Below are 26,371 nucleotides of genomic sequence, written 5' to 3' on the forward strand. Positions count from 1 at the left end.
CGGGCCGGTGGGGCCGGGGCGGGGTGGGGCGGGGGACAATGGCGGGGTGATCAGTAGCCCCGTTCTCGACCCGACCCGCCTGGCCAAGCTGCGCGAGGCGCTGCTGGCCGCCTCGTTCACCGCCGATGGGTGCCTGGACCTCCTGGGGCCCACCGGCTACGCGGCGTTGGCCCGCAGTGAGGCAGTCCCGGCGCTGCGCGCGACGCGGGGCGGCAGCCCGCTGGAGACGCTGGTGCGGCTCTTCCTGCTGCAGCAGCCGGTGCCGTACCGGGCGGCTGCCGCCGCGCTGCCGGTGGAGGACTGCCTGGCGGACGGCTGGCTGCGCCCGGACGGGGACCTGGTGCGCGCCACCGTGGACGTCCGGCCGTACGCCAACGAGGTGGCCGGGATGCCCAGTTCGGATGCCTGGGTGGTGTCCGACCTGGGGTGCGCGGTCGGTGGCGCGGGCGGGATCGGCTCCGGCGAGACCGCGCACGGGGTGGCCCGCAAGGACCTGGTGCTGGGGGTCGGCGGGGCGTCCACCACGCTGGCCAACATCACCGTGCGCCGCCCCGTCCGGGCAGCGCTGGACCTCGGCTCGGGCTCCGGTGTGCAGGCGCTGCACGCGGCCCGGCACGCCGGGACCGTCACCGCCACCGACCTCAACCCGCGTGCGCTGCGGTTCACCGAACTGACCCTGGCGCTGTCCGGGTTCGACAACACCGAAGTGCTCACCGGCAGCCTCTTCGAGCCGGTCGGGGAGCGGAAGTTCGACCTGATCGTCTCCAACCCGCCGTTCGTCATCTCGCCCGGCGGCCGGTTCACCTACCGTGACGGCGGCATGGCCGGGGACGACCTCTGCCGCAGCCTGGTGCGGTCGGCCGCCGAGCACCTGGAGCCGGGCGGCTACTGCCAGTTGCTCGCCAACTGGCAGCACGTCAGGGGCGAGGACTGGCAGGAGCGGTTGGCCGGCTGGGTGGCGGGCACCGGACTGGACGCCTGGGTGGTCCAGCGTGAGGTCCAGGACGTGGCCCAGTACGCCGAGTTGTGGCTGCGCGACGGCGGTGACCACCGCGGTCCGGGCGGCGACTACCAGGCCCGGTACGGCGAGTGGCTGGACGCCTTCGAGGCGGGCCGGGTCGAGGGCATCGGGATGGGCTGGATCACCCTGCGGGCAGGCGGCGCCGAGCGTCCGACACTGCGGGTGGAGGAGTGGCCGCACCCGGTGGAGCAGCCGCTCGGTCCGCACATCGACGAGTGGTTCGACCGGCAGGACTTCCTGCGCTCGCACGACGACGCGGGCCTGCTCGCGGCCCGCTACGTGCTGGCCGACGAGGTGGTCCAGGAGCAGGTCGGCGCGCCGGGGGCGGAGGACCCGGAGCACGTGGTGCTGCGGCACAACCGGGGCATGCGGCGGGCCACCAAGGTGGACACGGTCGGCGCCGGGTTCGTCGGGGTGTGCGACGGGACGCTGTCGGCGGGCGAGATCGTGGACGCCATCGCGCACCTGCTGGGCGAGGACCGGGTGGTGCTGCGGGACCGGGTGCCGGAGTCGCTGCGGCTGCTGACCGAGCAGGGGTTCATCGACCCGGTGCGGTGAGATCCCTCCGGTTCACTCGCCCGTACCCCCTGGTTCGTCCGGTGGTCCCCGTCCGGCCGCCCGCCGTTGGTCGGGTGCTGTGAGGCTCTGTCCACAGGCTGTGGACAGAGTCGGGGAGCCGGGGGCCAGGGGTGGACACGACGACGGCGACCGTCGGCGGGCTGGTGCTCGCCCTCTTCGGTGGCGCGCTGCTGCTCTGGTGCGCCGCCGAAGTGCGCCTTCGCCACCGGGTGCGCCGCTCGGGGGTTCCGGTGGTGGCGACGGTCGTCGCCGAGAAGGACGTGCACGGCCAGTTGGACAGCGCACCGCTGCTCTCCTTCTCCGTGTTGCCGGCGATCGGCGGCACCGGCACCGGGACCGGGTCCGGTTCCGGTTCCGGCCGGATCGCGGAACTCGTGCTCACCCGGCCGCGCGGGCACACCCCACTGCGCCGTCCGGAGCGGTTCGCGCCCGGAGCCCCGGTGCGGATCTGCTACGACCCGGACCGCCCCCGCCGGGCGGTGCTGGCGGCCGGGGAGATCGGCCGGGCGGCGGTCGTCGACCTGCTCTGGTGCGCCCTGGGCGTGGCGTGCCTGGGGGCGGGGGCCGGGTTGCTGGCGGCGGTCGGCCGCTGAGGGGGCGAGCAACCCGTCGGTCCGCCGGCCGGGCAGGTCGGTCCGCCGACCCGGGGCCGGAGCGATCTGGAGAGCGCCGTACCGCATGCGCGCCGATTTTCCGTTGACAGATCTTGAAATCCGTCATTCCATCCTCCGGAACCTGCCGAAGCCCCCCTCCACGGGGCGCGAACCTCCGTCATCGGGTTACCGTTCGAGTGGCGTCGGTGAGCGCGGCAAGCGAAACAGCGGGATCCGTCCGTTTGACAAGGGTGGCCGGGGTACGGTCACACTCCGCTGGTGGGGTGTCGTGCAGTGGCGACCCCGGGACGGTGGAGGGGTCGGGCGGAGCGCAGCCCGTGCTGCCAGCGCCGACCAGCCACATAAGGACCGGGAGAGAAGAGCGAAGGTGTCCCCGAGCAGCGAGACCGCGCACGGACAGCGACTCGTCATTGTCGAGTCGCCGGCCAAGGCGAAGACGATCAAGGGCTACCTTGGCCCCGGCTACATCGTCGAGGCGAGCGTCGGGCACATCCGCGACCTGCCCAGCACCGCGGCCGAGGTGCCGGACAAGTACACCGGCGAGGTGCGCCGCCTCGGGGTGGACGTCGATCACGACTTCGCCCCCATCTACGTGGTCAACGCGGACAAGAAGTCCCAGGTCAGCAAGTTGAAGTCGCTCCTGGCGGAGTCCGACGAACTCTTCCTGGCCACCGATGAGGACCGCGAGGGCGAGGCCATCGCGTGGCACCTCCAGCAGGTTCTCAAGCCCAAGGTGCCGGTGCACCGGATGGTGTTCCACGAGATCACCAAGACGGCGATCCAGGAGGCCGTGGCCAACCCGCGCGAGCTGAACCAGCGCCTGGTCGACGCCCAGGAGACCCGCCGCATCCTCGACCGCCTCTACGGCTTCGAGGTCTCGCCGGTGCTGTGGAAGAAGGTCATGCCGAAGCTGTCGGCGGGCCGGGTGCAGTCCGTGGCGACCCGTCTGGTGGTCGAGCGCGAGCGCGAGCGGATCGCCTTCCGCTCCGCCTCGTACTGGGACCTGGTCGGCACCTTCGGCACCGGCCGCACCCCGGCCGACGCCGCCAACCCGGAGACCTTCGGCGCCCGGCTGGCCTCGGTCGACGGCAAGCGGATCGCCAGCGGCCGCGACTTCGGCTCGGACGGCCGGCTCAAGGCCGGCAGCACCAACACCCTGCACCTGGACGAGCAGGCCGCGCGTCAGCTGGCCGCCGCCCTGGAGCAGACCGCGTTCAGCGTCCGCAGCGTCGAGTCCAAGCCGTACCGCCGCTCGCCGTACGCGCCGTTCCGCACCACCACGCTCCAGCAGGAGGCCAGCCGCAAGCTGGGTTTCGGCGCCAAGCGGACCATGCAGGTGGCCCAGAAGCTGTACGAGAACGGCTTCATCACGTACATGCGCACCGACTCGACCACGCTCTCGGAGACGGCCGTCACCGCCGCCCGTGCGCAGGTCACCCAGCTGTACGGCGCCGACTACCTGCCGGACGCCCCGCGCACCTACGCCAGCAAGGTCAAGAACGCCCAGGAGGCGCACGAGGCCGTCCGCCCCTCCGGCGACCGCTTCCGCACCCCCGCCGAGACCGGTCTGAGCGGCGACGACTTCAAGCTGTACGAGCTGATCTGGATGCGCACCGTCGCTTCCCAGATGAAGGACGCGGTCGGCCAGTCCGTCACCGTCCGGGTCGGCGGCGCCTCCGCCGACGGCCGGGACGTCGAGTTCTCGGCCTCCGGCAAGATCATCACCTTCCACGGCTTCCTCAAGGCCTACGTCGAGGGCGCCGACGACCCGAACGCCGAGCTCGACGACCGCGAGCGCCGGCTGCCCCAGGTCGCCCAGGGCGACCCGCTGGCCGCCGAGCGGATCACCCCGGAGGGCCACGCCACCAAGCCGCCGGCCCGCTACACCGAGGCCTCGCTGGTCAAGGAGCTGGAGGACCGGGAGATCGGCCGCCCCTCCACCTACGCGTCGATCATCGACACGATCATCCAGCGCCGGTACGTGTTCAAGAAGGGCACGGCGCTCGTCCCGTCCTTCCTCTCCTTCGCCGTGGTCAACCTGCTGGAGAAGCACTTCGGCCGACTGGTCGACTACGACTTCACCGCGAGGATGGAGGACGACCTCGACCGGATCGCCGCCGGTGAGGCGCAGTCCGTGCCGTGGCTCAAGCGCTTCTACTTCGGTGAGGGCGACGGCGTGGCCGGCGCTGCCGCCGAGGCCGGCAACGGCGACGGCGACCACCTGGGCGGCCTCAAGGAACTGGTCACCGACCTCGGCGCGATCGACGCCCGGGAGATCAGCTCGTTCCGGATCAGCGACGACATCACCCTGCGGGTCGGCCGCTACGGCCCCTACGTCGAGCGCGCCTCCACCGTCGAGGGCGAACCCGGCCAGCGCGCCGACATCCCGGACGAGCTGCCGCCGGACGAGCTGACCGTCGAACTGGCCGAGGAGCTGCTGGCCAAGCCCAGCGGCGACTTCGAGCTCGGCCCGGACCCGGTCAGCGGCAACATGCTGGTCGCCAAGGACGGCCGCTACGGCCCGTACGTGACCGAGATCCTGCCCGAGGGCACGCCCAAGACCGGCAAGAACGCCGTCAAGCCGCGCACCGCCTCGCTGTTCAAGACGATGTCGCTCGACACCGTCACCCTGGAGGACGCGCTGCGGCTGCTCTCGCTGCCGCGCGTGGTCGGCACCGATGCCGAGGGCGCCGAGATCACCGCGCAGAACGGCCGCTACGGCCCGTACCTCAAGCGCGGCACCGACTCGCGCTCGCTCACCAGCGAGGACCAGCTCCTCACGATCACCCTCGACGAGGCGCTGGCGATCTACGCCCAGCCCAAGCAGCGCGGCCGCGCCGCGGCCGCCCCGCCGCTCAAGGAGCTGGGCACCGACCCGGTCTCCGAGCGCCCGGTGGTGGTCAAGGACGGCCGCTTCGGCCCGTACGTGACCGACGGCGAGACCAACGCCACGCTGCGCAAGGACGACGACGTCGAGACCATCACGCCGGAGCGCGGCTACGAGCTGCTCGCCGAGAAGCGGGCGCGCGGGCCGGTGAAGAAGGTGGCGAAGAAGGCCCCGGCGAAGAAGGCCGCGGCCAAGAAGACGACCACCGCCAAGGCGACGGCGACCAAGACCGCCGCCAAGAAGACGGCGGCGAAGAAGACCACCACCACCAAGACGGCGGCGGCGAAGAAGACGGCCGCGAAGAAGACTGCGGCCGCCAAGGCCACCGCCACCGACGAGGGCTGATCCGCCGGGCGGCAGTCCGGCGGCAGTCCGGCAGAAGCCGGACGGCGGCCTCACGGAAGCCCGACGGCGGCACCGGGCCCGCGTCCCCCACCCGGGGGGCGCGGGCCCGAGCTCTGTGCAGGGATCGTCACAGGCCGGTGATGAGGGCGAACCGGAACCCCGTTCATCTCAATCGGGCAAAGCCCAGCCCGCTACGCTGACCGTATGACGAGCGAGGAGCAGCCCACCCCCAGTGCCGCCCCGGCCGCCGGAGCCACCGGGCCCGACCTGCCCGAGGTCACGCCCGCCGGAACCCCGGTGGACCGGGCCCGGGCGCTGCTGCGGACCAGGCCCTACCGGCGCCTGTGGACCACCCAGCTGATCGGCGGTACCGCCGACCGGCTCGGGCTGCTGGTGCTGCTCGCGCTCACCGTGATCGCCGTCGCCCAGGGCGGGCAGCTCGGCGACCTGCCGCGCAGCCTCGCCTTCGCCGTGGCGGCGGTCCTCGCCGCCCGGGTGGTGGCCACCGGGCTGGTCGGCGCGGCGCTGCTGGAGCCGGTGCACCAGCTGGTCGCCGGCAAGCTCGACCGGCGCTGGACGCTGGTCGGCTCCGACGCGCTGAGCGCCCTGCTGATCGGGCTCGCGCCCTGGTGGACGGTCTGGCTGGGCTCCGGCCCCAAGCCCTCCGGCGGGGCCACCTACGTGCTGCTCGCCACCGTGTTCCTCACCGGTGCGGCCGAACGGGTCCGGGGGATCGCCAGGGCCGTCGCCGTCCCCGGCCTGCTGCCGCCGGCCAACCCGTACGCCCCGGCTGCCGAGCAGCGGCCGGCCGCCGCCAACCTGGACACCGTCCGGAGCATCGACCGGTTCACCGGCTGGGTCACCGTGCCGCTCGGCGCCGTCGGCCTGGTCGCGTTCACCCTGGTCAACAACGTCGGCGCGGCGCTCGGCTCGGACTGGCTGCGCGCCCACCAGCTGACCTTCGCGGCGCTCGGCGCGGCCGGCCTGTTCGCCGCCGCGGCCGTCCGCGGCTACCTCCAGCAGCTGCCCGGCGGCCCCGTGGCCGTCGCCCCGCACTCGCCGCTGACCGGCCTGCGGGCCCCCACCGACGCGGCCCCCGGCCCCGCCCTGAGCAAGGGCCGCACCGGCAGCGCCCCGTACTTCACCTTCGCCGTCGCGGCCGGCTACGCCTCGATGGCGGGCGTCGCCGCCCTGGCACTGCTTACCGCCGCCGAGCACCGGGCCGGGCCGATCGGCTACGGCCTGATCGTGCTCGCCGCGGCCGGTGCCCCCGCGCTGGGCGCCCGGCTCACCCGGGCCACCCTGCCCTCGCTCTCCCGCCGCCGACTGCTCGCGCTGGCGCTGCTCGCCGAGGGCGTCGCGCTGATCCTGGCCGGTTTGGTGCTGGACTTCGTGCTGGTCCTGCTGCTCACCGTGCTGGCCGGACTGGCCGCCGGGATCGTCGTCTCCGCCGGGCGGGGCCTGCTCGCCCAGGAGGTCGAGGAGGCCAGGCTGCCCAAGGTCACCGAGCACCTGTACGCGGTGCTGCGGGCCGTGGTCGCCGCCGCGCTGGTCGTCGTCCCGCTGATCGCCGCCGGTTACGGGGACGTCGAGTACGGCACCGTCGAGCCCGGCTCGTTCACCTTCATCCACGGCGGCGGCGCCCTCGCCGTCGCCACCGCCGGGCTGCTCACCCTCGTCCTCGCCGCCGTCGTGCTGCTGCGCACCGACGACCGGCGCGGCACCGTGCCGTTCGGCCGGGACCTGGTCGACGCCGTACGCGGCGGCAGCGGCCCGGTGCCGTACCGGGGCACCGGCACCGGCTTCTTCATCGCCCTGGAGGGCGGCGACGGCGCGGGCAAGTCCACCCAGGCCCAGGCGCTCGCCGAGTGGATCCGCGGCAAGGGGCACGAGGTCGTGCTCACCCGTGAGCCCGGCGGCAGCCCGGTCGGCCAGCGGCTGCGCGGCCTCGTCCTGGACGTCGGCAACACCGGCCTGTCGCACCGCGCCGAGGCGCTGATCTACGCGGCCGACCGCGCCGAGCACGTCGAGAACGTCATCCGGCCGGCCCTCGCCCGCGGCGCCGTGGTGATCACCGACCGGTACATGGACTCCTCCATCGCCTACCAGGGCGCCGGGCGCGACCTGGCCGCCACCGAGGTCGCCCGGATCTCCCGCTGGGCGACCGGCGGGCTGCTGCCCGACCTCACCGTGGTGCTGGACGTCGACCCCACCCGGGCCCGGGAGCGCTTCACCGAGGCGCTCGACCGGTTGGAGTCCGAGCCCACCGAGTTCCACCAGCGGGTCCGGGCCGGCTTCCTCGCCCTCGCGGCCGCCGACCCGGCGCGCTACCTCGTGGTGGACGGCAGCCAGGCCCCCGGCTTCGTCACCACCGCCATCCGCCACCGGCTCGACCGCGAGCTGCCGCTCTCCGAGCAGGAGAAGGCCGCCCGCGCCGAGCAGGAGCGGCTGGCCAAGGAGGAGGCCGAGCGGCGCGCCGCCGAGGAGGCCCGCAAGAAGGCCGAGGAGGAGGCCGCCGAGCGCAAGCGCCAGGAGGTGCTGGCGCAGCTGCGGGCCGAGCAGGCCGAGCAGGAGCGGCTCGCCAAGGAGGAGGCCGAGCGGGTCGCCGCCGAGGCGCGGCGCAAGGCCGAGGAGGAAGCCCGTCGTCGGGCCGAGGAGGAGGCTCGTCGCCGGGCGGAGGAAGAGGCTCGCCGTCGGGCCGAGGAGGAGGCCCGGCTGGCGGCGGAGGCCGCCGAACGGAAGCGGATCGCCGACGAGGCGGCCGCCCAGGCCGAGCTCCAGCGGCAGCGGGAGCTGGCGCGCGAGGAGCAGCGGCGCCGGGCGGAGGAGGCGCTGCAGCGGGCCGAGGAGGCCCGGCTGGCGCAGGCCGCCGCGCTCGCGGCGGCGGCTGCGGCGGCGGAGACGGCTTCGGACCGGGCCGGTGCGGCCGGTGCTGCGGGTGCTGCGGGTGCCGGTGAGGCCGGTGCGCCGGTTGCCGGGGATGCGGCGACGGCGGAGCTTCGGGCGGTTCGGGACACGCCTCGGGACAACCCCCGGGACACGCCTCGGAGCGCGCCCCGGGACGCGGCGGACGGCCTCGGCGACGAGGCGACGCGGGAGCTGACGCTGCGCGACCGGCAGGCGGCCGTCCGGGCGGCGGAGGCGGCTGAGGCCGCGAAGGCTGCGAACAGTGCGAACGCTGCGAACGCGGCTGAGGCGACCGCCCGGCTGCCGAAGGTGCCGGCCGTGGACGAGACCGCGGTGCTGCCGAAGGTGCCGACGGTGGACGAGACGGCCGTGCTGCCGCGGGTCCCCGCCGTGGACGAGACCGCGGTGCTGCCGCGGGTCGGTCCGGGGCGTCCCGGCGAGCCGGTGGACAGCACCCGGGAGCTGCCGGTGGTGCCGCAGTCCGGGGAGCCGCAGTCCGGAGGGCCGCAGGTCGGCGAGTCGCAGTCCACCGCCGAGCGGCCGAGGCCGGACTGGGCCGAGGAGACGCCGATGGACGACCTGCCGAGCCTCACCGACACGCTGCTCGGCTCGCGGGACGAGTGGGCGCGCTGGGACCACGGCGGAGACCGGGACGACTCCGGCCGCAGTGGCGGGGACGGCCGCGGCGAGGACGGCGGCAAGGGCAAGGGCCGGCGCTGGGGCCGGCGCAGCTGAGCGCGGGCCGGGACACCTGACGGCCGGTCGACGGACGGGCGGTGTCGTACCGGGGGAGCCCCCCAGAGCGGCACCGCCCGTCGTCGTACCGGGGGTACGCGGCTGTCGGCTGTGGTCCGGGTGTGGGCCGTCCGTGGTCGGGCTGGCTCCGCCCGTGGTCGGGCCGGGTCCGCCTGCGGTCCGGCTGGTTCGGTGACGGTTCGGTGGCGGTTCGGCCGTCGTGAGCGGCCCGGTGCCCCTCGGACGGAGCAGTGGCTGTCGGAGCGGAGACGTATGCTCGACGGCGGGGAATCGGCGCCTGGCGCGCTGCCGTACGGAGCTTGGGAGCAGCTGTGGCCGTCTGGGACGACCTGGTGGGCCAGGATCGGGTGGTCGACCAGCTGACCGCCGCGGCCCGGGCGGCCTGGGCGACGGTCGAGGCCGGTCGCGGCGCCGCCGCCGACCAGGGCGGGAACGCCTCCCTGATGACGCACGCCTGGCTGTTCACCGGCCCGCCCGGCGCCGGGCAGGTCACCGCCGCCCGCGCCTTCGCCGCCGCCCTCCAGTGCACCAGCCCCGACCTCGCGCTGGGCGGCACGCCCGGCTGCGGGTTCTGCGACGGCTGCCACACCGTGCTGGCCGGCAGCCACGCCGACGTCAAGTACGTGCGGACGGACGGCCTGTCCATCGGCGTCGGCGACATGCGCGACCTGGTCCTGCGCGCCTCCAGCTACCCGACCGGCGGCCGCTGGTCGGTCATCCTGGTGGACGCCGCCCACCGGCTCACCGAGGCCGCCGCCAACGCGCTGCTCAAGGGCGTGGAGGAGCCGTCCCCGCGCACCGTCTGGCTGCTCTGCGCCCCCTCCGTCCAGGACGTGCTGCCGACCATCCGCTCGCGCTGCCGCCTGCTGGTGCTGCGCACACCCGCCGCCGAGGCGGTCGCCGACATGCTGGTCGGCCGCGACGGCGTGGACCCGGAGACCGCCCGGCTCGCCGCGCTCGCCGGCCAGGGCGACATCGAGCGCACCCGCCGCCTCGCCGTGGACGAGCAGGCCCGCACCCGTCGGGCCGAGGTGCTGCGGATCCCGTTGGAGGTCGCCGACATCGGCGGCTGCCTGACCGCCGCCCAGCGCCTGGTCGACACCGCCAAGGCCGATGCCGAGGCCCTCGCCGAGACCCAGGACGCCAAGGAGACCGACGACCTCAAGGCCGCCTACGGCGCCGCCGAGGGCAGCAAGGCGCCGCGCGGCATGGCCGGGGCCGTCAAGGAGCTGGAGAAGCGGCAGAAGAGCCGGGCCACCCGCACCCGCCGGGAGACGCTCGGGGTCGCGCTGCTCGACCTGCTCGGGTTCTACCGGGACGTGCTGGCGATCCAGCTCGGCTCCACCGGTGCGCTCGCCAACGAGGACCAGCGGCAGGCGCTGAACCGGGTCGCCCAGGACGGGACGGCCGAGAACACCCTGCGCCGGATCGAGGCGGTGCTCGCCTGCCGGGTGGCGCTGGACCGCAACGTGGACCCGCTGCTCGCGGTCGAGGCGATGACGGTGGCGCTGCGGGCGGGCTGAGGGGAGTCCCGGCCGGGGGTGGTTGTCGGGTTGTCGGGTTGCCCGGCTGTGCGGCTGTGCGGCTGTGCGGCTGTCGGGTTGTCGGGTTGTGCGGCTGTGCGGCCGGTGGTGGGGCAGGGCCCGTACGCCGCCCGGAGGCGCCTGGGGTCGGTCCGGCGTCCCACCTTCGAGTGAACGGGCGATACTCGCCGGGCACACCCGCGTGTGACGGCGTGCCCGTTGTGCACGCTGGGGGCCGACTGTGCCCCGGCCGTACCCCGGTCCTCCCCGTCGGGAGGGCCCGCCGCCGGAGCGGTCGCCCCCCGCACGGCACCGGGTCCGGTCCGGCGCCGGCCCTCGTCCCGAGGTGGTGCGTTCCGTGGTTCGTCCGCTCCTCGTCATTCCCCTGCTGGCTGCCGCCCTCGGCGGACTCTGGTTGGCGCGCGGTGCGCTCCAGCGCTGGCGTGACCTGCAGTCCGCCGCGACCTACGAGCTGGCGGGCGACCGCTGGCCGATGCTGGTCCGGGCGGGCGGGGCGATGGTCTGCGGGGTGTGCGTCACCGCGTTGACGCTGCTGACCGCGCTCGGGGCGTTCGGCGGTCTGGGCCGCGGCACCTCCCCGACTGACCGGACCGAATCGGCCGTCGGCGCGGCCGCCGCCGGGGCCTGGGCGGGCTCCGCACCGGGGGCGGCGGGCCGGCAGCAGGCGGTGCCGCCCGCCGCCACCGAGTCGGCCGCGGGGGCGGGTGCGGCGGCGGGTGCTGGTGCGGCGGCGTCAGGTGTGGGTGCTGGTGCGTCGGGTGCCACGGGGCCGGCGGCCGCCCCCGCCGTGGTCAGCCGCTTCGACAGCGTCGGGCACCCGGGTGGCGGCGAGCTGCTGCAGTCCGCGGTGCTCGGCCCCGACGGGAAGCCGCGCAACGTCCGGGTCTGGCTGCCCGCGCAGTACGCCAAGGAGCCCAACGCGCGCTTCCCGGTCGTCGTGATGCACGCCGCCACCCCGCGCAAGACCGCCGACGCCGAGGTCCCGGACGTCTTCGAGGGCGTCGGCGCCGCCCTGCAGGCCGGCCGCGCCCGCCCGTTCATCCTGGTCGCCCCCGAGGCGCCGAACGGCACCGCGCACCCCTGCGAACTGGTCGCCGCCGCCCCGGCCGCCGTCGCCGACGACGCGGCCCTGCGCACCACCATCGCCGCCTCCTTCCGCACCCTCCCGCCCGGCCCGGCCTCCTGGGGCACCCTCGGGGTCGACGGCGGCGCGCCGTGCGCCGCCGCGGCCGGGCTCTCCCGCCCGGACCTGTACGGCGCGGCCGCCGCCGTCTCCGGCCGCTACGACACCGCCGCGCTCACCCAGACCGGCGCCGAGGCCCCGGCGGGCAGCGCGGCCAAGCTGCTGCTCGCCGCCGCCAAGGGCGACGCCGCCGGGCTCGACGCGGCCCGCAAGCTGCAGGCCTCGCTCAAGGCCGCTCCGGGCCCGGCGGCCAAGGCCGAGGTGCGGATCTCGGACAACGTGCAGGACTACTCGGCAGACCGGCAGCGGCTGCGCCTGGTCCGTCAGGCGGCGCAGTTCCTGGCCGAGACGCTGACCAAGGCGTCCTGAGCGACGCCGGTCGAGGCGTCGTGGACGCCGACCGAGCCGGCGTTACGCTGCCCGGTGCCCGGGGTGGGTGCCGGGCAGCGGTGTTTCGTCGTTCCCGTGCGTTTCCCGGAGCGGTCCGGAGCGGTCCGGAGCCGTCCCGGAGTGGGCTCGGAGTCGTCCAGGAGTGGGCCCGGAGCAGGCTCGTAGTGGTCCCGGAGTGGTGGGTGGAGAGGAAGCGGATGAGGGGCTTCGCGCGGTTGCGGGCGGTCGCGGTGGTGCTCGCGGTCGGGCTGCTGACGGCTTCGGCGGGCGGATGCGGCCGGGGTTCCTCGGGGCCGGTCGGTGGGAGCGGCGCGTCCGGCGCGTCCGGTGCGTCCGGACAGGCCTCCTCCGACTCGACGGGGCCGGGTGCGCGGGCCGATGGTGCTGGTGGCGGCGGTGATGGTGCCGGCGTCGCGGCCACCCCGTTGGAGCCGCTGCCCGCAGCCGTCCCCGCCGCGCTCGCGCCGTACTACGCACAGCACCCGGCCTGGCAGTCCTGCGACGGCGGCTTCGAGTGCGCCACCTTCCGGGTCCCGATGGACTACGACCACCCCGGTGACGGTGAGCTCACCCTCTCGGCCGCCCGTGCCGCCGCCCTGCCCGGCGACCCCGGCGACCCCGGCGGCGCCGGCAACCCCGGCGACCCCTCCCGGGCGGGCTCGCTGCTGCTCAACCCGGGCGGCCCCGGCGGCTCGGCGGTCGAGTACCTGGAGGCCGTCGCCGGGACGTACGACCGCACGGTGCGCGCCCGGTACGACCTGGTCGGCCTCGACCCGCGCGGGGTCGGCCGCAGCAACCCGGTCAGCTGCCTGAACGGCGAGCGGATGGACGCCTTCACCGCCGCCGACCTGGCTCCCGGCGACCAGGGGGCGGTCGACGCGCTGGTCGCCGTCGACAAGGAGTTCGCCGAGGGCTGCCGCCGGCAGGCCGGGGCCGCGCTCGGCCACCTCAGCACCGTCGAGTCCGCCCGCGACATGGACGTGCTGCGCGCCCTGCTCGGCGACGAGCGGCTGAACTTCGTCGGAAAGTCGTACGGCACCTTCCTCGGCGCCACCTACGCGGGCCTGTTCCCGAGCCGGGTCGGGCGGGTGGTGCTGGACGGCGCCATGGACCCGGCGCTCGACTCCGTCACCGGCAACCGCACCCAGGCCGGCGGGTTCGAGACCGCCTGGGCCGCCTTCGCCGAGGACTGCGCCAAACGCGAGGACTGCCCGCTCGGCCGCACCGAACAGCAGGTCGCCGAGCAGCTCACCGCCCTGCTCGCGACCGTCCACGCCCACCCGCTGCCCAGCACCGACAACGGGCGCCGGCTCACCGAGGCCCAGGCCACCACCGGCGTCGTCCAGGCCATGTACGCCGAGTTCCTGTGGCCCAAGCTGCGCACCGCGCTCACCGACGCCAAGGCCGGCGACGGCACCGGGCTGCTCAAGCTCTCCGACGCCTACTACGGGCGCGAGGCGGACGGCTCCTACCCCAACCTGATGTTCGCCAACACGGCCGTCAACTGCCTCGACCTGCCCGCGCCGTTCCGCTCGCCCGAGGACGTCCAGCGGGCGGTGCCGGACTTCGAACGCGCCTCGCCGCACTTCGGCCGCGACATGGCCTGGATGGCCCTGACCTGCGCCTACTGGCCCGTCCGGGCCACCGGCGCGGCCCACACCATCCGGGCCGCCGGCGCCGCCCCGATCGTCGTCATCGGCACCACCCGCGACCCGGCCACCCCCTACGAGTGGGCCCGCTCACTGGCCGGACAGCTGGAATCCGGCCGCCTGCTCACCTACGACGGCGACGGCCACACCGCGTACGGGCGGCGCAGCAGCTGCGTCGACGGCGCGGTCAACCGCTTCCTGCTCACCGGGGAGGCGCCGGAACAGGGCAAGCGCTGCGACCGGTAGCCCCGGCGGGCCTGCGCTCAGGCGGAGGAGACCGCCAGCTTCGCGGCGAAGCCCGCGAACAGGACGGCGACACCGCTGGTCAGGGTCGCGGACAGGCGCCGGCGGCGACGGAAGGCCGTGGCCAGCGTGGTGCCCGCGAAGATCAGCAGCGAGAGGTACAGCATGCTGAAACTCTGCAGGATCCCGCCCAGCAGCGCGAAGGAGAGCACCGGCTGTCCGTAGTGCGGGTCGACGAACTGGGTGAAGAACGACAGCAGGAACAAGATCGCCTTCGGGTTCAGCAGGCTGATCACCAGTGCCCGCCGGAACGGCCGCTCACCCGCCTCCTCCACCGCCTCCGCGCCGCCCGCCGGATCGGCCTCGGCCCGGCGCTCGCGCCACAGCTGGCGGGCCGCCCGCAGCATCCCGAACCCGATCCACAGCAGGTACGCGGCACCGCCGAACTTCACCACCGCGAACACCGCCGGGTTGGCCTTCAACAGCGAGGCCGCCCCCAGCGAGGTCAGGCTGATCAACGTGAGGTCGCCGACGAACACCCCCGCCGCGGCCCGGTACCCGGTCCGGACGCCCTTGCGGGCGGCGACCGACAGCACGTACAGCGAGTTGGGGCCGGGCAGCAGAATGATGACGAGGGCGCCGAGGACGTACGTCGCCAGGTCGTTGACACCGAACACGGTGGCTCCGGGAGTGGGGAGGGGCTGGCAGGGGGCGCTCATCGTAACGTCGCACCGGCGATCGATTGAAGCGAAAACCATCCGCCCCTGCCCCACCCCTGCCGCACCCCCACCCCGGCCCCACCGCCCCGGCTACGGATCACCTGCGAAACCTGTGTAGACTGACCCGCGTTGCCACCACACGTGGCAGCGGTGCCGCCTTAGCTCAGTTGGCCAGAGCAACGCACTCGTAATGCGTAGGTCGCGGGTTCGAATCCCGCAGGCGGCTCAGATGGTGGAAGGCCCGGTCAGTGACTCTGACCGGGCCTTTCGCGTTGGTGGGGGGCTATCGGTCGAGGTGGGCGAGGACGGCGAGGACGCGGCGGTTGTCGGCGGCGGCGACGCGGCGGGTGGAGTCGAGGAACTGGGAGCCGTTGGTGACGCGGTCCTTGAGCATGTAGCCGACGCCGCGGTCGCCGCTGGCGAGGAGTTCGCGGGTGTAGAGGGGTTCGACGTATTGGGAGGCGGGAGGGGGGTTCAGCCGATTCGGGCGAGGCCCTTGGCGGTCTGTCGGGCGCGGCCGCGGGAGACCAGGAGTGGGTCCCAGTCGGGGCCGCGGTCGGGGAGTTTGGCCGGGTCGCCGAGCACGGTGCCCGCGGCCGCCTCGGTGAGCAGCGGGCGGTCGAGGATCTGCCCGGCGGCGACCATGCCGCTGGTGGCGACCGCGCTCAGGCCGCTGCCGAAGCGGGTGCTCTGGCCGACCACGTAGAGGCCCTCGACGTCGGTGCGCACGTCGGGCCGCTGGCTGACGTTGCCCCAGCGGGCCATGCCGTACGGGGTGCCGCCGCTGCTGCGGGTGTAGCGCTCGTGGCTGAGCGGGGTGGCCGTTTCCAGGTGGGTGATGCGGTCCCGGAAGGGGCCGACCACCTTCTCGGCGGCGGTCACCATCAGGTCGGTGAACTGCCGCTTGCGGGCCTGGTAGGCGGCGTCGCGGCGGTAGGGCTCGCCGTCCACCGGGCCGCTGCGGACGCCCCAGAAGTCGTAGCCGGGCGGGCAGAGGGTGAGCAGCTGGAAGTTGGAGTGGCCGGGCGGGCAGACCGCGGCGGCGTCCGGGTCCTTGCGGGAGGCGAAGGAGAACATCAGCTGGGGTATCGAGTCCACCGTGCGGTCGCGTTCCCAGCGTTCGATCATGGCGGCGTGCGCGGCCTCCATGTCGTCGCTGCCGTGCCACCAGAGGTTGGCGTTGGGCAGGCCGGGCAGCTCGGTGTCGAGGGCGATGTACACGGCGACCAGGGCGCCGCGCATGGTGGCGGCGCGGGTGCGGTCGACCAGGTCGGCGGGGAAGGCCAGTTCGCCGCCGCACAGGTCGAGCACGGTGCGGCGGTAGTCGGCGTTGGAGATCACCAGGGGGGCGGAGATCCGGGTGCCGTCGGTGAGTTCGACGCCGGTGGCGCGCCCCTCCTCGATCAGGATGCGGCGCACCTCGCAGCGGGTGCGCAGTTCGCCGCCGTACGACTCCAGGGCCTCGACGAAGGCGGCGACCAGGACCTGCCCGCCGCCCTCCGGGTAGTAGGCGCCGCGCAGGTAGTGGTCGAGCATCGCGGCGTGCTCGGCGAAGGTGATGCCGTCCGGCATGGTGCCGTAGTTGCCGGCCTGGGCGGCGAGCAGGGTGCGGGCCTTGGGGGAGAGGCCGCAGTGGTCCAGGGCCTCGGCGAGGGTCCGGGCCCGGCGGGCCCAGCGCATGGTGTCCGGGTACTGGCGGAACAGGTCGACCATGGGGCGGCCGAGCAGGGCCTCCCGGGTGGCTCCGGCCACCGTCTCGGCGAGGTGGACGAAGCGGTCGACGCCCTCGGCTTCCTCGGGCAGCGCCGCGCGCAGCCGGTCCCGGTAGCCGGTCCAGCCGGCCGGCACGTCCAGGGTGGCGGTGGGGGTGATGATCCGGTCGAAGCCCTGCTCGTTGTCCATCGGGCGGAAGGTCACCCGGTCGCGGACGCCGAGTCCGGACAGGATCGCGGGGAAGATGCCGTCCGGCCCGCAGTCGCCGAGGTAGTGGGTGCCGACGTCGAACTCGTACTTGCGCCGGCGGCGGAAGACGTGGGCGTTGCCGCCGGCCACGTCGTGCTGTTCGAGGACGAGCACACTGCGCCCGTCGGCGGCCAGGTAGGCCGCGCTGACCAGCCCGCCGAGGCCGCTGCCGACCACGATCGCGTCGTAGTGGTCTCTGCCGCCCCCGGCCGTCGGACCCTGCACTTCCCGCATTCCCGCCCCACTCGTCGGACCATCAGAACGTGCCGCCGCCGTGGATGTCGAATGACCGACCCGCTGATGTGCGCCGCCCGGTCGGACAGCAGGAAGGAGACCGGATCAGCGACCTCCTCCGGCTTGCCGACCCGCCCGAGCGCAACGTCCCCCGGCATCCGCTCCAGCGCTGCCCCGGACATCCCGCCGACCGTGTCGGTCGCGATCAGGCCCGGGGCGACCACGTTGGCTCGCACGCCGCGCGGGCCGCACTCCTTGGCGAGGGAATCGGTGAAGCCGGTGATCCCCGCCTTCGAGGCGGCACAGTTGGCGCGGCCGACGCTACCGTAAATCCCGGACACTGACGACAGATTGACGGCCAGTCCGGTGGGGCGATCGAGATGGTGTCGGGATGGTGTCGGGAAGGTGGCTGGAGACGGTCGTGATCGACGTCATGCCCACGTTGCCGGCGCGCGGCGCTGACGCTCGGCCGACGCCGGACCGGCCGTCTCCGGCCCCGGCCGCTACCGGTGCAGGACGGTGCCGCCCCCGATCACCCAGAGGCCGGCCGGGACGGTGCCGCACTCGGTGACCTCGGTGTGCATCGCGGGATCGGTCCGTTGCCAGCCGACCCGGCGCTCGCCCTGCCCGTCGGCCGGGTAGAAGGTCAGGCCCGCCTCGGGGTGCTGCCCGGGCTCGAAGGGCCGGGGCTCGCCGCCGAGCGGGGTGAGCACCATCCGGGAGACCGGCCCGGTCACCGTGACGGCCCCCGTCCCGTCGACGGTCAGGCAGTCGACGTCGAACTCGGCCCGGATGGTGCCGTCCTTCTCGAACACGTGCTGCACCACGGCGTGCCCCCGGGCGCGGCCGTCGACCGTACGGGCGCTGACCTGCGCGGTGAGCCGCTCGCCCGGGTTGGGGCCCGGACCGTGCTCGTTGAGCAGCGTCCAGCCGTGCAGGGCGAGGTGTCGGGCCGGCGCGGCAGCGGATGCGGGCGCGGCCGCGGCGGTGCCCGTAGTCCCGGCGGCGAGGGCCGTGACGGCGGTGGCGAGCGCGACGGCGGCGGTGAGCTTGCGCATGGTCGATCCTCGGGATTCTCGGCGGATGCCGGGCGTTCGCCCGACACCTCCAAACTCCCAGCCCACCAACGGTCGAGGCCTCCGCCGCGGGGAGGGACCGGCTCCCCCCGCCGGGGGAACCGCCCCTCGTCCGTACGGCGCACCGCCCGGCCACGCCGCCCCGCACCGCCGCAAGGGCCCGCCCTTACGTGCCCGCCCTTACGCGCCCGCCGTTTACGGGCGTGACCGTACGGGCGTCACCGCACGGCCCGGCGTATCGCCTCCAGGGCGAGCGCGGCCGCGGCCAGTGCGGCGGCCAGCCCCGCGACCGCCGCCGGGGCCGGGGCGCGACCCCCGGAGAGGCCCAGGAAGTCCAGCCCGGAGACGTGGTTGACCATCCCGTACCAGAGCATCGGGTAGACGGTCTGGAACAGCCGGGGCCCCCGGCTGAGGCTGCCGCAGAGCAGCGCCAGGGCGGGCACCAGCAGCGCGCCCGCCACGGCCCCCAGCGCCGCCCGGGACTGCCCGGCGGCGGCCAGCCGCAGCGCCGGCACGGCCGTCACCGCCAGCGCCGGGACGATCCCGGCGAGCAGCCCGGCCAGCCCCCGGCGCAGCGGGGACGGGCAGGCGGCGAGCAACTGCTCGGTGCTGCCGCCGTCGGCCCGGTGGCCCATCCGGGCCCAGAGCAGCAGCGGCCAGAGCACCGCGAGCGGGAGCACCGGGTGGCTCGGGCCGTCCGGTGCGACGGCCGCCGCGGCCACCGCGAGCAGGGCCGCCCCGGCCCACCAGAGCCGCTGCCCCCGCACCAGGAGCCGCAGCTCGCCGAGCATCGCGTCGAAGCCGATCCGCCCCTGCCGGGGAGCGGCCGACCGGGCCTGGTCCAGGGCGAAGCCGGCTGGTCCGGGCGGGGACACCGCCGCGCCCCCGCCCGGACCGCCCGCCATGCCCGGGCCGCTCGCTCCGGTCGGCGCTCCGGCCGGCGCGCCCGCTCCGCTCGGCCGCACCGGCCGGATGCCCCGCCGGGCCGGATCCGCGTCGAAGCGCCGGAACCAGAGCGCCCCGACCAGCGCGATCCCCACCGCCGCGCCGACCAGCAGCACCCCCGTGGCCGCTGGTCCGCCCGCCTCGCCCGGTCCGAGCCCGGGCCAGTCGAAGGTGCCGAGCACCCGGTTGTCCGCCGTCAGGCCCACGCCGAACTCCACCCCGGAGACCGGCCGCCCGCCCGCCGCGAGCGACTCCCGGATCGAGGCGGTGATCCGCCGCATGCCCAGCAGATCCGGCCCGCCGCCGGCCTGCGCGCCCAGCACCGTCACCAGCCAGACCGCGAACCAGACCGCCGCCCCCAGTCCGGCGCGCAGCCCGGGCACGGTGTCGAAGAGCACCGCGCACCCGGCCACCGCCGCCAGCAGCGGCAGCGTGATCAGGACGTACGGCAGCAGCAGCCGGACCGCGTCCACCCGGCCGGAGTCGCCCTTGACCAGCTGCACCGCGAGCGCCGTCCCGGCCAGCGCGAGCAGCATCGAGCCGAACAGCAGCAGGTTGCTGACGAACTTGCCCGCCAGGTAGCCCGTCCGGCTCAACGGGGTGGCGGCGAGCAGCCGGCCGACGCCGCTGAGCTCGTCCCGCCCGATGCTGCCCCGGGCGATCCCGAAGCCGGCCAGTGAGAGCCAGACCGCGCCGCCGAGCGCCGTGACCGTCCCCACGTAACCGCTGGTGTACCGGCCGTGCAGGTCGGTCACCTGGAACACCTCCCAGCGGGAGTCGCCCACCGGCGCGGCGAGCAGCCCGAGCGCGAGCGTGCCGAGCAGTACCACCAGGTAGCCGGGCCGGCGCCGACGCTCCCGGAAGTCGGCCAGGGCCAGCGCCCCGATGCGCGTCACCACGCCCTCACCGCCTCCGGCCGCCCGGGCACCGCCCGGTCGGCGGTGAGCAGCAGGTAGGCGTCCTCCAGCCGGGGCGGTACGGGCTGCGCCCCGGGCGCGGGCGCGTGCCGGGAGAGCACCCGGGCCCGGACGCCCTCCGGGGTGCGGGTGGTGCCGCCGACCGGGAACCGCGAGCGCAGTGCCGGCAGCCCGGCCGCGGTGACGGTCAGCTCCCAGACCGCGCCCTCGGCCCCGCGCAGCAGTTCCTCCGGGCTGCCGTGGTGCAGCAGCCGGCCGGCGCCCATCACCGCGATCCGGTCGGCGGTGGCGGCGACGTCCGGGACGATGTGGGTGGACAGCACGACGATCCGGTCGGCGCCCAGCCCGCTGAGCAGGCTGCCGAAGCGCAGCCGCTCCTCCGGGTCGAGGCCGACCGTGGGCTCGTCCACGATCAGCAGCGCCGGGTCGTTGAGCAGCGCCTGGGCGATGCCGACCCGCTGGCGCATCCCGCCGGACATCGCGCCCAGCCGCTGCCCGGCCGCGCCGGTGAGGTTGACCAGGTCGAGGAGCTGCTCGATCCGGGCCGCGGCGAAGCGCCGCCGCAGCCCCTTGGCGGCGGCCAGGTAGGCGAGGAACTCGCGGGCGGTGAGCTGCGGGTAGACGCCGAAGTCCTGCGGCAGGTAGCCGACGGCGCGGCGCAGCGGCCCGGGCCGGCGGGTGATGTCCACCCCCTCCCACAGCACCCGCCCCGAGGTGGGCCGGGTGACCGTGGCCAGGATGCGCATCAGGGTCGACTTGCCGGCGCCGTTGGCGCCGAGCAGGCCGAGCACGCCGGGCCGGAGCGTCAGCGAGAAGGAGTCGACCGCGCGTCTGCCGCCGCGGTACTCCTTGGTGAGGTCGATGATCTGGAGTTCGGTCACGTCCCGAATGCTTCCGCCCGGGCCGCGCCCGCACATCTGCCGTTCGGCAGATATCCGGCGGCTTCCGGCGCCGGATCACGCCGGATCACGTCGGAGAACGCCGGAGGGGTGTGCCGTTCGGCACACCCCTCCGGCCATCTGATGGCGGATCAGATGTCAGTCCTCGTCGCCGAAGTCGCCCCCGAGGTCCCCGGCGTCACTCCCGTCCGGGGTGCCGCTGATCGCGTATCCCTGCCGGCGCGCCTCGTAGCAGGCCACCGTCGCGGCCGCCGAGACGTTCAGCGAGCCGACCCGGCCCAGCTGCGGCACGAACACCACCTGGTCGCAGAGCGCCAGCGCCTCGGGCGTGATCCCGCGGTCCTCGTGCCCCAGCACGAAGGCCACGGCCGGGGTCAGCCCGGCGGCGAACATCGGCACCGCGTCGTCCGCCAGCTCCAGCCCGACCACCTTGAAGCCGTCGGCCTTCGCGGCCGCGACCGCCTCGGCGACGGTCGGGAAGTGCTCCACCTTCACGTACTTGTCGGTGCCCATCGCGGCCTTCTGCGCGCCGGACGAGCGCACCGACGGGGTGTCCCCGGTCAGGTACAGCTTCTCGGCGCCCATGGCCGCCCCGGTGCGCACCACCGAACCGACGTTGAACGGCGACTGCAGGTTCTCCAGGATCATCGCGAGCCGGAACTCGTTGCTGCGCCGCCAGGTGCGGTGCAGTCGCTTCAATTCGGTCCCGCGCAGCTGCTTCACGACGTCGTTCCCCGTCCACTCTCGGTGCCCTCGCCCGCTTCGGGGCGGGGCCGCGCTTCCAGAATCCGGAACCCGTTGACCGACGTGACCCGGGAGGTCGGGTGGCCCTGCTCGTTGAGCCACTTCTGCAGCGAGTCCGAGCCGAGGTGCTTCTGCACCACGAGGAACGCCGAGCCGTCCGGGGTCAGCCGGCCGAGCCAGTGGGTCAGCAGCCCGCGCAGCTCCGCCTTGCCGATCCGGATCGGCGGGTTGGAGTAGATGGTGGCGAACCGGAGGTCCTCGGGGACCTCGTCCGGCAGCGCGGCCTGGACGTTGCCCAGCCGCAGCGCCTCCGCGTTCAGCCGGACCAGCTCCAGCGCGCGCTCGTTCACGTCCACCGCCCACACCGGGAGCCGCTTGCGGCGGCTCGCCCAGGTCAGCGCGATCGGGCCGTAGCCGCAGCCGATGTCCAGGATCGGGCCGCGGACCCGTGGCTGTGGGGCGTGCTCCAGCAGGACCCGGGTGCCCTGGTCGAGCCGACCGTGCGAGAACACCCCTGCGTCGGTGGTGAGTTCGAGGGTCAGGTCCGGGAGCGAGACCGTGATCGGCCGGCGCTCGCTGGCGACCTCGGGCGCACTGGAGAAGTAGTGCGAGCCGGACATGGGATCCCCGTCGTTCGTAAGGGCCGTCGTTGTCAGGCCGTCGTGCGGATGGGCCTCGGGGCCCACCGGGTGGGTGCGGGACGGCCCTGGGTACGGCACCGATCGTACCCCCGGCGGCCTGCGGGGCGTTCCGCCCGGCCCGGCGGGACGGGCCCGGCGGGGCCCCGCCGGAGGGGGCCCGGTCCGGTCGGGGCGGTCCGGTCGGGCGGTCCCGTCGGGGCGCGGTCAGAGCGTGCCGGGGGTCTTGCGGGTGGCGATGTTGATCCGGTTCCAGGCGTTGATGGTGAAGCAGACCGAGATCAGCTGCGCCAGCTCCGCCTCGGCGAAGTGCGCGGCCGCCCGGGCGTACACCGCGTCCGGGACCCCGGTGCCGATCCGGGTGATCTCCTCGGCCAGCGCCAGCGCGGCCCGTTCGCGCTCGCTGTAGACCCCGGCCGGGGCCTCCGGCCAGACCGGCAGCAGGTAGATCCGCTCGTCGGTCTCGCCGGCCTTGCGGGCGTCCTTGACGTGCATGTCCAGGCAGTAGGCGCAGTTGTTCAGCTGCGAGGTGCGCATCAGCACCAGCTCCACCAGCGCCGGGTCCAGGCCCTCGCGGGCGGCGGCGTCCAGGGCGATCATCGCGCGGAACACCTTGGGGACGGTGCGGGCGTAGTCGAGGCGGGCGGGGGCGGTGGTGGTCTCGTTCGTGGTCATGACGACGACCCTAGGCGCGGAATGAACCCCGTTCATGGGTCATTCGTGCACCGGTTCGGTGGGTCAATCGGGGCCCGGACAACACGCCGGAGCGCCCTCGGCGCGTCGCGTCCGCGCGCCCGGCGGCGGATACTGCGAGTACCGCCACCCGGGCCCTGGGAGCCTCCCGACAGTGAGGACGGACGCCATGCCGCAGAATCACGAGGACTACCTGATCGACGAGGCTGCCGAGACCGTCGAGCCCGACGACGGAGCGACCGACGGCGACGAGTACGACGAGGTCGCCGAGCGCCGGGCCGTCGGCGGTGACCCGGCCACCGACCTGGCGGACGCCGCCGAGCAGAGCCGGGTCGTCCAGCTCGACGAGGACGAGTACCGGGAATAGCGACAGTGCCCATCGGCCGCTGCGAGCGTCCGAGCCCCTACGAGCGTTCGAGCCGCTGCGAGCGTCCGAGCCCCTGAGCGCTCTCACCGGCCCCTGCGATCTCCTACCGGCCCCTACGTACGGGCTCCTACCGGCCCCTACAGCGCCTTGCGGCGCTGCAACCAGGTCATCGCCGCCCAGCCCGGCAGCACCGGCAGGATCAGCGTCAGCAGCCGGAACAGCGCCACCGCCGCCAGCGCCCCGCCCTCCTCCATCGACGCGGTCTGCTGGAGCCCCAGGAGCAGTGCCCCGTCCACCGCGCCGACCCCGCCGGGGGTCGGCGCGGCGTTGCCCGCCGCGTTGCCCACCAGGAACACCACCGCCACCGCGGCGAAGGACGGTGCCCGGCCGATCGCCAGGGCGCAGCAGTACAGGCAGGTGATCAGGCAGAGCGACACCAGCAGCTGTCCGGCCACCCCCACCGCCAGCCGCCCCGGGTTGCGCAGCAGGTCCAGCAGTCGCGGCAGCACCTCGGCCGTCAACGGCCGCAGTCGCGCCGCCAGCCACCGGCGGGCCGGCGGGATCGACCACACCACCACCAGCAGCACGGCCGCCACCACCAGCCCGCCGACCACGGCCGGCAGCGCCGCCAGCTCCGAACCGCCCGGCTGCGCGTCCACCAGGTAGACGAAGGCCCCCAGCTGCAGCAGGTGCAGCACCAGCCCGATCAACTGCCCCACCCCGACGCTGGACAGCGCCTGCGCGGTGGGGATGTCCGCCCGCTGCAACAGCCGGGTGTTCAGCGCGATCCCGCCGACGCCCCCGGGCGACACCAGCTTCACGAACGCCCCGGCCACCTGCGCCAGCACCACGTTGCGGAAGCTCAGCCGCTCCGGCACGAACCCGACGAACCCCATCGCCGCCGCCACGTGGCTCAGCCCCGCCGCCAGCACCGCCAGCGCCATCCACCACGGATCGGCATCGGTCAGCGCCGCGATCGGATTGTCCTCCACGGCGAAGAACTGCGGGATCAGCAGCACCCCGGCCACCACCCCGCCCGCCACGGCGAACAGCGTCCGCGGCCGCAACCGCTCCAGCCGCACCGGCCGCCCCACCACCTCCGGCCGCCCGCGCGACACCTCCGCCCGGATCTCCTCCAGCAACCCGCCGGCCGCCCCGGCCGGGACACCGGTTCCGGCCTCGGCCGCAGGTGTCTCCGCCGACCGGCCCGCCCCGGCCGCTGCGGCCGAGCCGACCCGGCCGGCCGCCGGAGCGGCGCACGACCGGGTGGGGACGGCAGCGCTGCCCGAGCCGCCGTCCCCACCCACGGGCAGGTCGTGTTCGCCGACACCGCCGGTGCGAGCGGGCAGCGCGGGGGAGTGCCCCCGGTCGCCCGGGACCACCGGCTGCCCGGTGGGCCGCCCGTGGCCGGCCGCGTCGCCCGGCGCCTGCGCCCCGGTACTCCCGGTACTCCCGGCACCCCCGGCACCCCCGGTGCCCGCGCCCCCCTCCGGGACCTCCGCCCCCAGCGCGCTTCCGCCCGGGCGGCGCTTGAGCGCCTGGCGGGTCGAGCGGGCGAGGGCGATCGGTTGGAGGAGGGGGAGTGCGGCGCCCAGGGCGTCGCGGCCGAGGACGGTGGTGGCGGTGCGGACGGCGCGGGCGGCGCCGGCCCGGAGGGCGAGGGTGGTGAGCAGCTGGACGACGTCGCAGCGCAGGACGAGTTCGCTGGCCGCGATGTCGCCGTCGGCGAAGTCGACCAGGTGGACCGCGCCGGAGCCGTCGACCAGCAGCGAGGACGGGACGAGGGCGCGGTGGGCGATCTCGCGGCGCTGGAGCAGGGCGAGCTGGCCCCAGGCGTCGGTGAGGAGGCCGTCGGTGATCTCCTCGTCGTCGAGCTGGTCGAGGGTGCGTCCGGCCAGGTGCTCGTACGCGATCAGGGCGGTGTCGTGGCCGAGGCCCGCGGTGGCGGCGATCCGGCGGGTGCGGACGCCGGCGGCGAGGGCGGCGTAGGTGACCAGGGCCTCGTGCTCCAGCCCGGTGCGCGGTGAGCGCAGGGCGCGCGGGTGGGGGGCGGTGCGCAGGCGCAGTCGGCGCCAGGCGCGTTGGACGGCGGCGGCGGTGACGGCCTGCCGGTCGAGCAGTTGGACGTCGAGTTCGGGCCGGTCGTCGGCCTGCCGGACCCGGTAGCGGTCCGGCCCGGCGGGTAGCGCCTCGACCGGTCGCAGTCCGCTGTCGCGCAGGGTGCGCAGCACTTCGCCGGGCCGGGGCCGCGGGTCCGGGGTGCCGACGGCGTACAGGGTGCCGTGGGCGCCGGTCCAGCCGATGAGCAGCCCGAGCAGCAGGGCGGTGGGGGTGGCGTACCCGCCGGCCAGTCCGGCGAGGCCGGAGAGCGTGAGGACGGCCCAGGGCAGGCGCCGTTCGCGGCCGGCGGAGGCGGTCATGAAGGCGAGGACGGGCGCCAGGTAGCCGTAGACGGGTTCGGTGTGCGCGAGCGCGTCGGCGGGCAGTCGCTGGGTGAGGGCGGTGAGCAGCGAGGCCGGGGCGAGGTCGTCGGCCCACAGGTCGAGGGCGAGGGTGGCGCCGTACGCGATGACGGCGGCGAGCAGCCCGTCGGAGACCTGTTGGAGGGCGCGCCGCCGGTCGGGGCCGAGCAGGCGGCGGACGGCGAGGCCGACGGGCAGCAGCAGGACGGCGGCGGTGGTGAGTCCGCCGGCCAGGTTCGCCAGTGGCCTGGGCACCAGCGCGGCGGCCTCGGCGACGTCGGCGGCGATGCCGCCGGTGGTGGCGCGGGCGTAGTCGGCGAGCAGCAGGGTGAGCGCGATCGTGATCAGGCCGGTGAGCAGCCGGATCAGGGCGACGGGCTGGCGGACCCGCCCGGCCTCGGACAGCGGGCGGGCCCGTCGTCGCGGGCCTCCCGGTCGGCCGGGTGCGGCCCGGTCGGCATGCCGCTGCCCGGGTATCTCCCCGTTGCTGTCCGGTCGCCCGGCCGGGGTGGTGGTGCCGCCCCCGCCGGTGTCGCCGTTCGTTCTCCCCGTCACGATCGCCACGGGTGGCATGCTCCCATGCCACCCGTGGGCCGG

Annotated in this window: 17 protein-coding genes, 1 tRNA gene and 1 pseudogene; 9 read left to right on the forward strand and 10 right to left on the reverse strand. The window is 75.1% G+C overall.

All coding sequences use genetic code 11. The features are described 5' to 3' along the window. The first annotated feature begins 46 nt into the window (after window positions 1-46). From ACZ58X_RS19415 to ACZ58X_RS19445, 7 genes are all read left to right on the forward strand, one after another. Window positions 47-1,579 carry a DUF7059 domain-containing protein gene (locus ACZ58X_RS19415; protein ID WP_470334836.1) on the forward strand — a complete coding sequence of 511 codons (1,533 nt, stop codon included), beginning with the start codon at window positions 47-49 and terminating at the stop codon, window positions 1,577-1,579. Between the two features lie 131 nt (window positions 1,580-1,710). Then, on the forward strand, window positions 1,711-2,193 hold the full coding sequence (locus ACZ58X_RS19420; protein WP_470334837.1) for a DUF3592 domain-containing protein: 483 nt from the start codon (window positions 1,711-1,713) through the stop codon (window positions 2,191-2,193). A 388-nt stretch (window positions 2,194-2,581) separates the two neighbouring features. Next, window positions 2,582-5,446 carry a type I DNA topoisomerase gene (gene topA, locus ACZ58X_RS19425; protein WP_470334838.1) on the forward strand — a complete coding sequence of 955 codons (2,865 nt, stop codon included), beginning with the start codon at window positions 2,582-2,584 and terminating at the stop codon, window positions 5,444-5,446. Between the two features lie 204 nt (window positions 5,447-5,650). Beyond that, complete coding sequence (gene tmk / locus ACZ58X_RS19430) at window positions 5,651-9,088, forward strand: dTMP kinase (RefSeq protein WP_470334839.1); 3,438 nt, start codon at window positions 5,651-5,653, stop codon at window positions 9,086-9,088. A 332-nt stretch (window positions 9,089-9,420) separates the two neighbouring features. After that, complete coding sequence (locus tag ACZ58X_RS19435) at window positions 9,421-10,632, forward strand: DNA polymerase III subunit delta' (protein WP_470334967.1); 1,212 nt, start codon at window positions 9,421-9,423, stop codon at window positions 10,630-10,632. A gap of 358 nt (window positions 10,633-10,990) precedes the next feature. Beyond that, complete coding sequence (locus tag ACZ58X_RS19440; protein ID WP_470334840.1) at window positions 10,991-12,205, forward strand: hypothetical protein; 1,215 nt, start codon at window positions 10,991-10,993, stop codon at window positions 12,203-12,205. A 218-nt stretch (window positions 12,206-12,423) separates the two neighbouring features. Further along, window positions 12,424-14,121 (forward strand): alpha/beta hydrolase, encoded by a 1,698-nt coding sequence (locus ACZ58X_RS19445; protein ID WP_470334841.1) that lies wholly within the window; start codon window positions 12,424-12,426, stop codon window positions 14,119-14,121. Between the two features lie 17 nt (window positions 14,122-14,138). Here ACZ58X_RS19445 and leuE read toward each other — a convergent pair whose 3' ends face one another. Beyond that, entirely contained in the window at window positions 14,139-14,795 is a 657-nt protein-coding gene (leuE, locus tag ACZ58X_RS19450; protein WP_470334842.1) for a leucine efflux protein LeuE, read from the reverse strand. 194 nt (window positions 14,796-14,989) lie between these two features. On the opposite strand from leuE, the gene ACZ58X_RS19455 reads away from it, so the two are divergent. Next, window positions 14,990-15,063: transfer RNA gene (locus ACZ58X_RS19455), tRNA-Thr, on the forward strand. 248 nt (window positions 15,064-15,311) lie between these two features. On the opposite strand, the gene ACZ58X_RS19460 is transcribed toward ACZ58X_RS19455, so the two are convergent. The 8 genes and pseudogenes from ACZ58X_RS19460 to ACZ58X_RS19495 form a co-directional block, all read right to left on the reverse strand. Continuing rightward, the gene (locus tag ACZ58X_RS19460) at window positions 15,312-17,033 is read right to left on the reverse strand and encodes a phytoene desaturase family protein (protein WP_470334843.1); all 1,722 of its coding nucleotides are present in this window, start codon (window positions 17,031-17,033) and stop codon (window positions 15,312-15,314) included. Between the two features lie 110 nt (window positions 17,034-17,143). Further along, window positions 17,144-17,374: pseudogene (locus ACZ58X_RS19465) on the reverse strand (SDR family oxidoreductase); the annotation flags it as partial. A 162-nt stretch (window positions 17,375-17,536) separates the two neighbouring features. Next, entirely contained in the window at window positions 17,537-18,091 is a 555-nt protein-coding gene (locus tag ACZ58X_RS19470) for a hypothetical protein (protein ID WP_470334844.1), read from the reverse strand. A 236-nt stretch (window positions 18,092-18,327) separates the two neighbouring features. Further along, the gene (locus ACZ58X_RS19475) at window positions 18,328-19,953 is read right to left on the reverse strand and encodes a hypothetical protein (protein ID WP_470334845.1); all 1,626 of its coding nucleotides are present in this window, start codon (window positions 19,951-19,953) and stop codon (window positions 18,328-18,330) included. Further along, window positions 19,947-20,888: an ABC transporter ATP-binding protein gene (locus tag ACZ58X_RS19480; RefSeq protein ID WP_470334846.1), complete on the reverse strand. Its 942-nt coding sequence runs from the start codon at window positions 20,886-20,888 to the stop codon at window positions 19,947-19,949. Before ACZ58X_RS19480 ends, ACZ58X_RS19475 begins: the two co-directional genes overlap by 7 nt. A 120-nt stretch (window positions 20,889-21,008) precedes the next feature. Next, complete coding sequence (locus ACZ58X_RS19485; RefSeq protein WP_470334847.1) at window positions 21,009-21,593, reverse strand: TrmH family RNA methyltransferase; 585 nt, start codon at window positions 21,591-21,593, stop codon at window positions 21,009-21,011. Then, complete coding sequence (locus ACZ58X_RS19490) at window positions 21,590-22,234, reverse strand: class I SAM-dependent methyltransferase (protein ID WP_470334848.1); 645 nt, start codon at window positions 22,232-22,234, stop codon at window positions 21,590-21,592. Before ACZ58X_RS19490 ends, ACZ58X_RS19485 begins: the two co-directional genes overlap by 4 nt. A gap of 225 nt (window positions 22,235-22,459) precedes the next feature. After that, on the reverse strand, window positions 22,460-22,927 hold the full coding sequence (locus ACZ58X_RS19495; RefSeq protein ID WP_470334849.1) for a carboxymuconolactone decarboxylase family protein: 468 nt from the start codon (window positions 22,925-22,927) through the stop codon (window positions 22,460-22,462). 187 nt (window positions 22,928-23,114) lie between these two features. On the opposite strand from ACZ58X_RS19495, the gene ACZ58X_RS19500 reads away from it, so the two are divergent. Further along, entirely contained in the window at window positions 23,115-23,312 is a 198-nt protein-coding gene (locus ACZ58X_RS19500; protein WP_470334850.1) for a hypothetical protein, read from the forward strand. A 137-nt stretch (window positions 23,313-23,449) separates the two neighbouring features. Here the strand turns inward: ACZ58X_RS19500 and ACZ58X_RS19505 are convergent, their stop codons facing one another. After that, the gene (locus ACZ58X_RS19505; RefSeq protein ID WP_470334851.1) at window positions 23,450-26,338 is read right to left on the reverse strand and encodes a lysylphosphatidylglycerol synthase domain-containing protein; all 2,889 of its coding nucleotides are present in this window, start codon (window positions 26,336-26,338) and stop codon (window positions 23,450-23,452) included. Window positions 26,339-26,371 lie beyond the last annotated feature (33 nt).

The sequence above is a fragment of the Kitasatospora sp. NPDC040550 genome, assembly GCF_055594965.1.

What these genes read in the sequence shown, in the direction of transcription:
- tmk (WP_470334839.1), top strand. Translation starts at nt 5,651, where the DNA reads ATGACGAGCGAGGAGCAGCCCACCCCCAGTGCCGCCCCGGCCGCCGGA.
- ACZ58X_RS19445 (WP_470334841.1), top strand. Translation starts at nt 12,424, where the DNA reads ATGAGGGGCTTCGCGCGGTTGCGGGCGGTCGCGGTGGTGCTCGCGGTC.
- ACZ58X_RS19460 (WP_470334843.1), bottom strand. Translation starts at nt 17,033, where the DNA reads ATGCGGGAAGTGCAGGGTCCGACGGCCGGGGGCGGCAGAGACCACTAC.
- ACZ58X_RS19470 (WP_470334844.1), bottom strand. Translation starts at nt 18,091, where the DNA reads ATGCGCAAGCTCACCGCCGCCGTCGCGCTCGCCACCGCCGTCACGGCC.
- ACZ58X_RS19480 (WP_470334846.1), bottom strand. Translation starts at nt 20,888, where the DNA reads ATGTGCGGGCGCGGCCCGGGCGGAAGCATTCGGGACGTGACCGAACTC.
- ACZ58X_RS19490 (WP_470334848.1), bottom strand. Translation starts at nt 22,234, where the DNA reads ATGTCCGGCTCGCACTACTTCTCCAGTGCGCCCGAGGTCGCCAGCGAG.
- ACZ58X_RS19495 (WP_470334849.1), bottom strand. Translation starts at nt 22,927, where the DNA reads ATGACCACGAACGAGACCACCACCGCCCCCGCCCGCCTCGACTACGCC.
- ACZ58X_RS19500 (WP_470334850.1), top strand. Translation starts at nt 23,115, where the DNA reads ATGCCGCAGAATCACGAGGACTACCTGATCGACGAGGCTGCCGAGACC.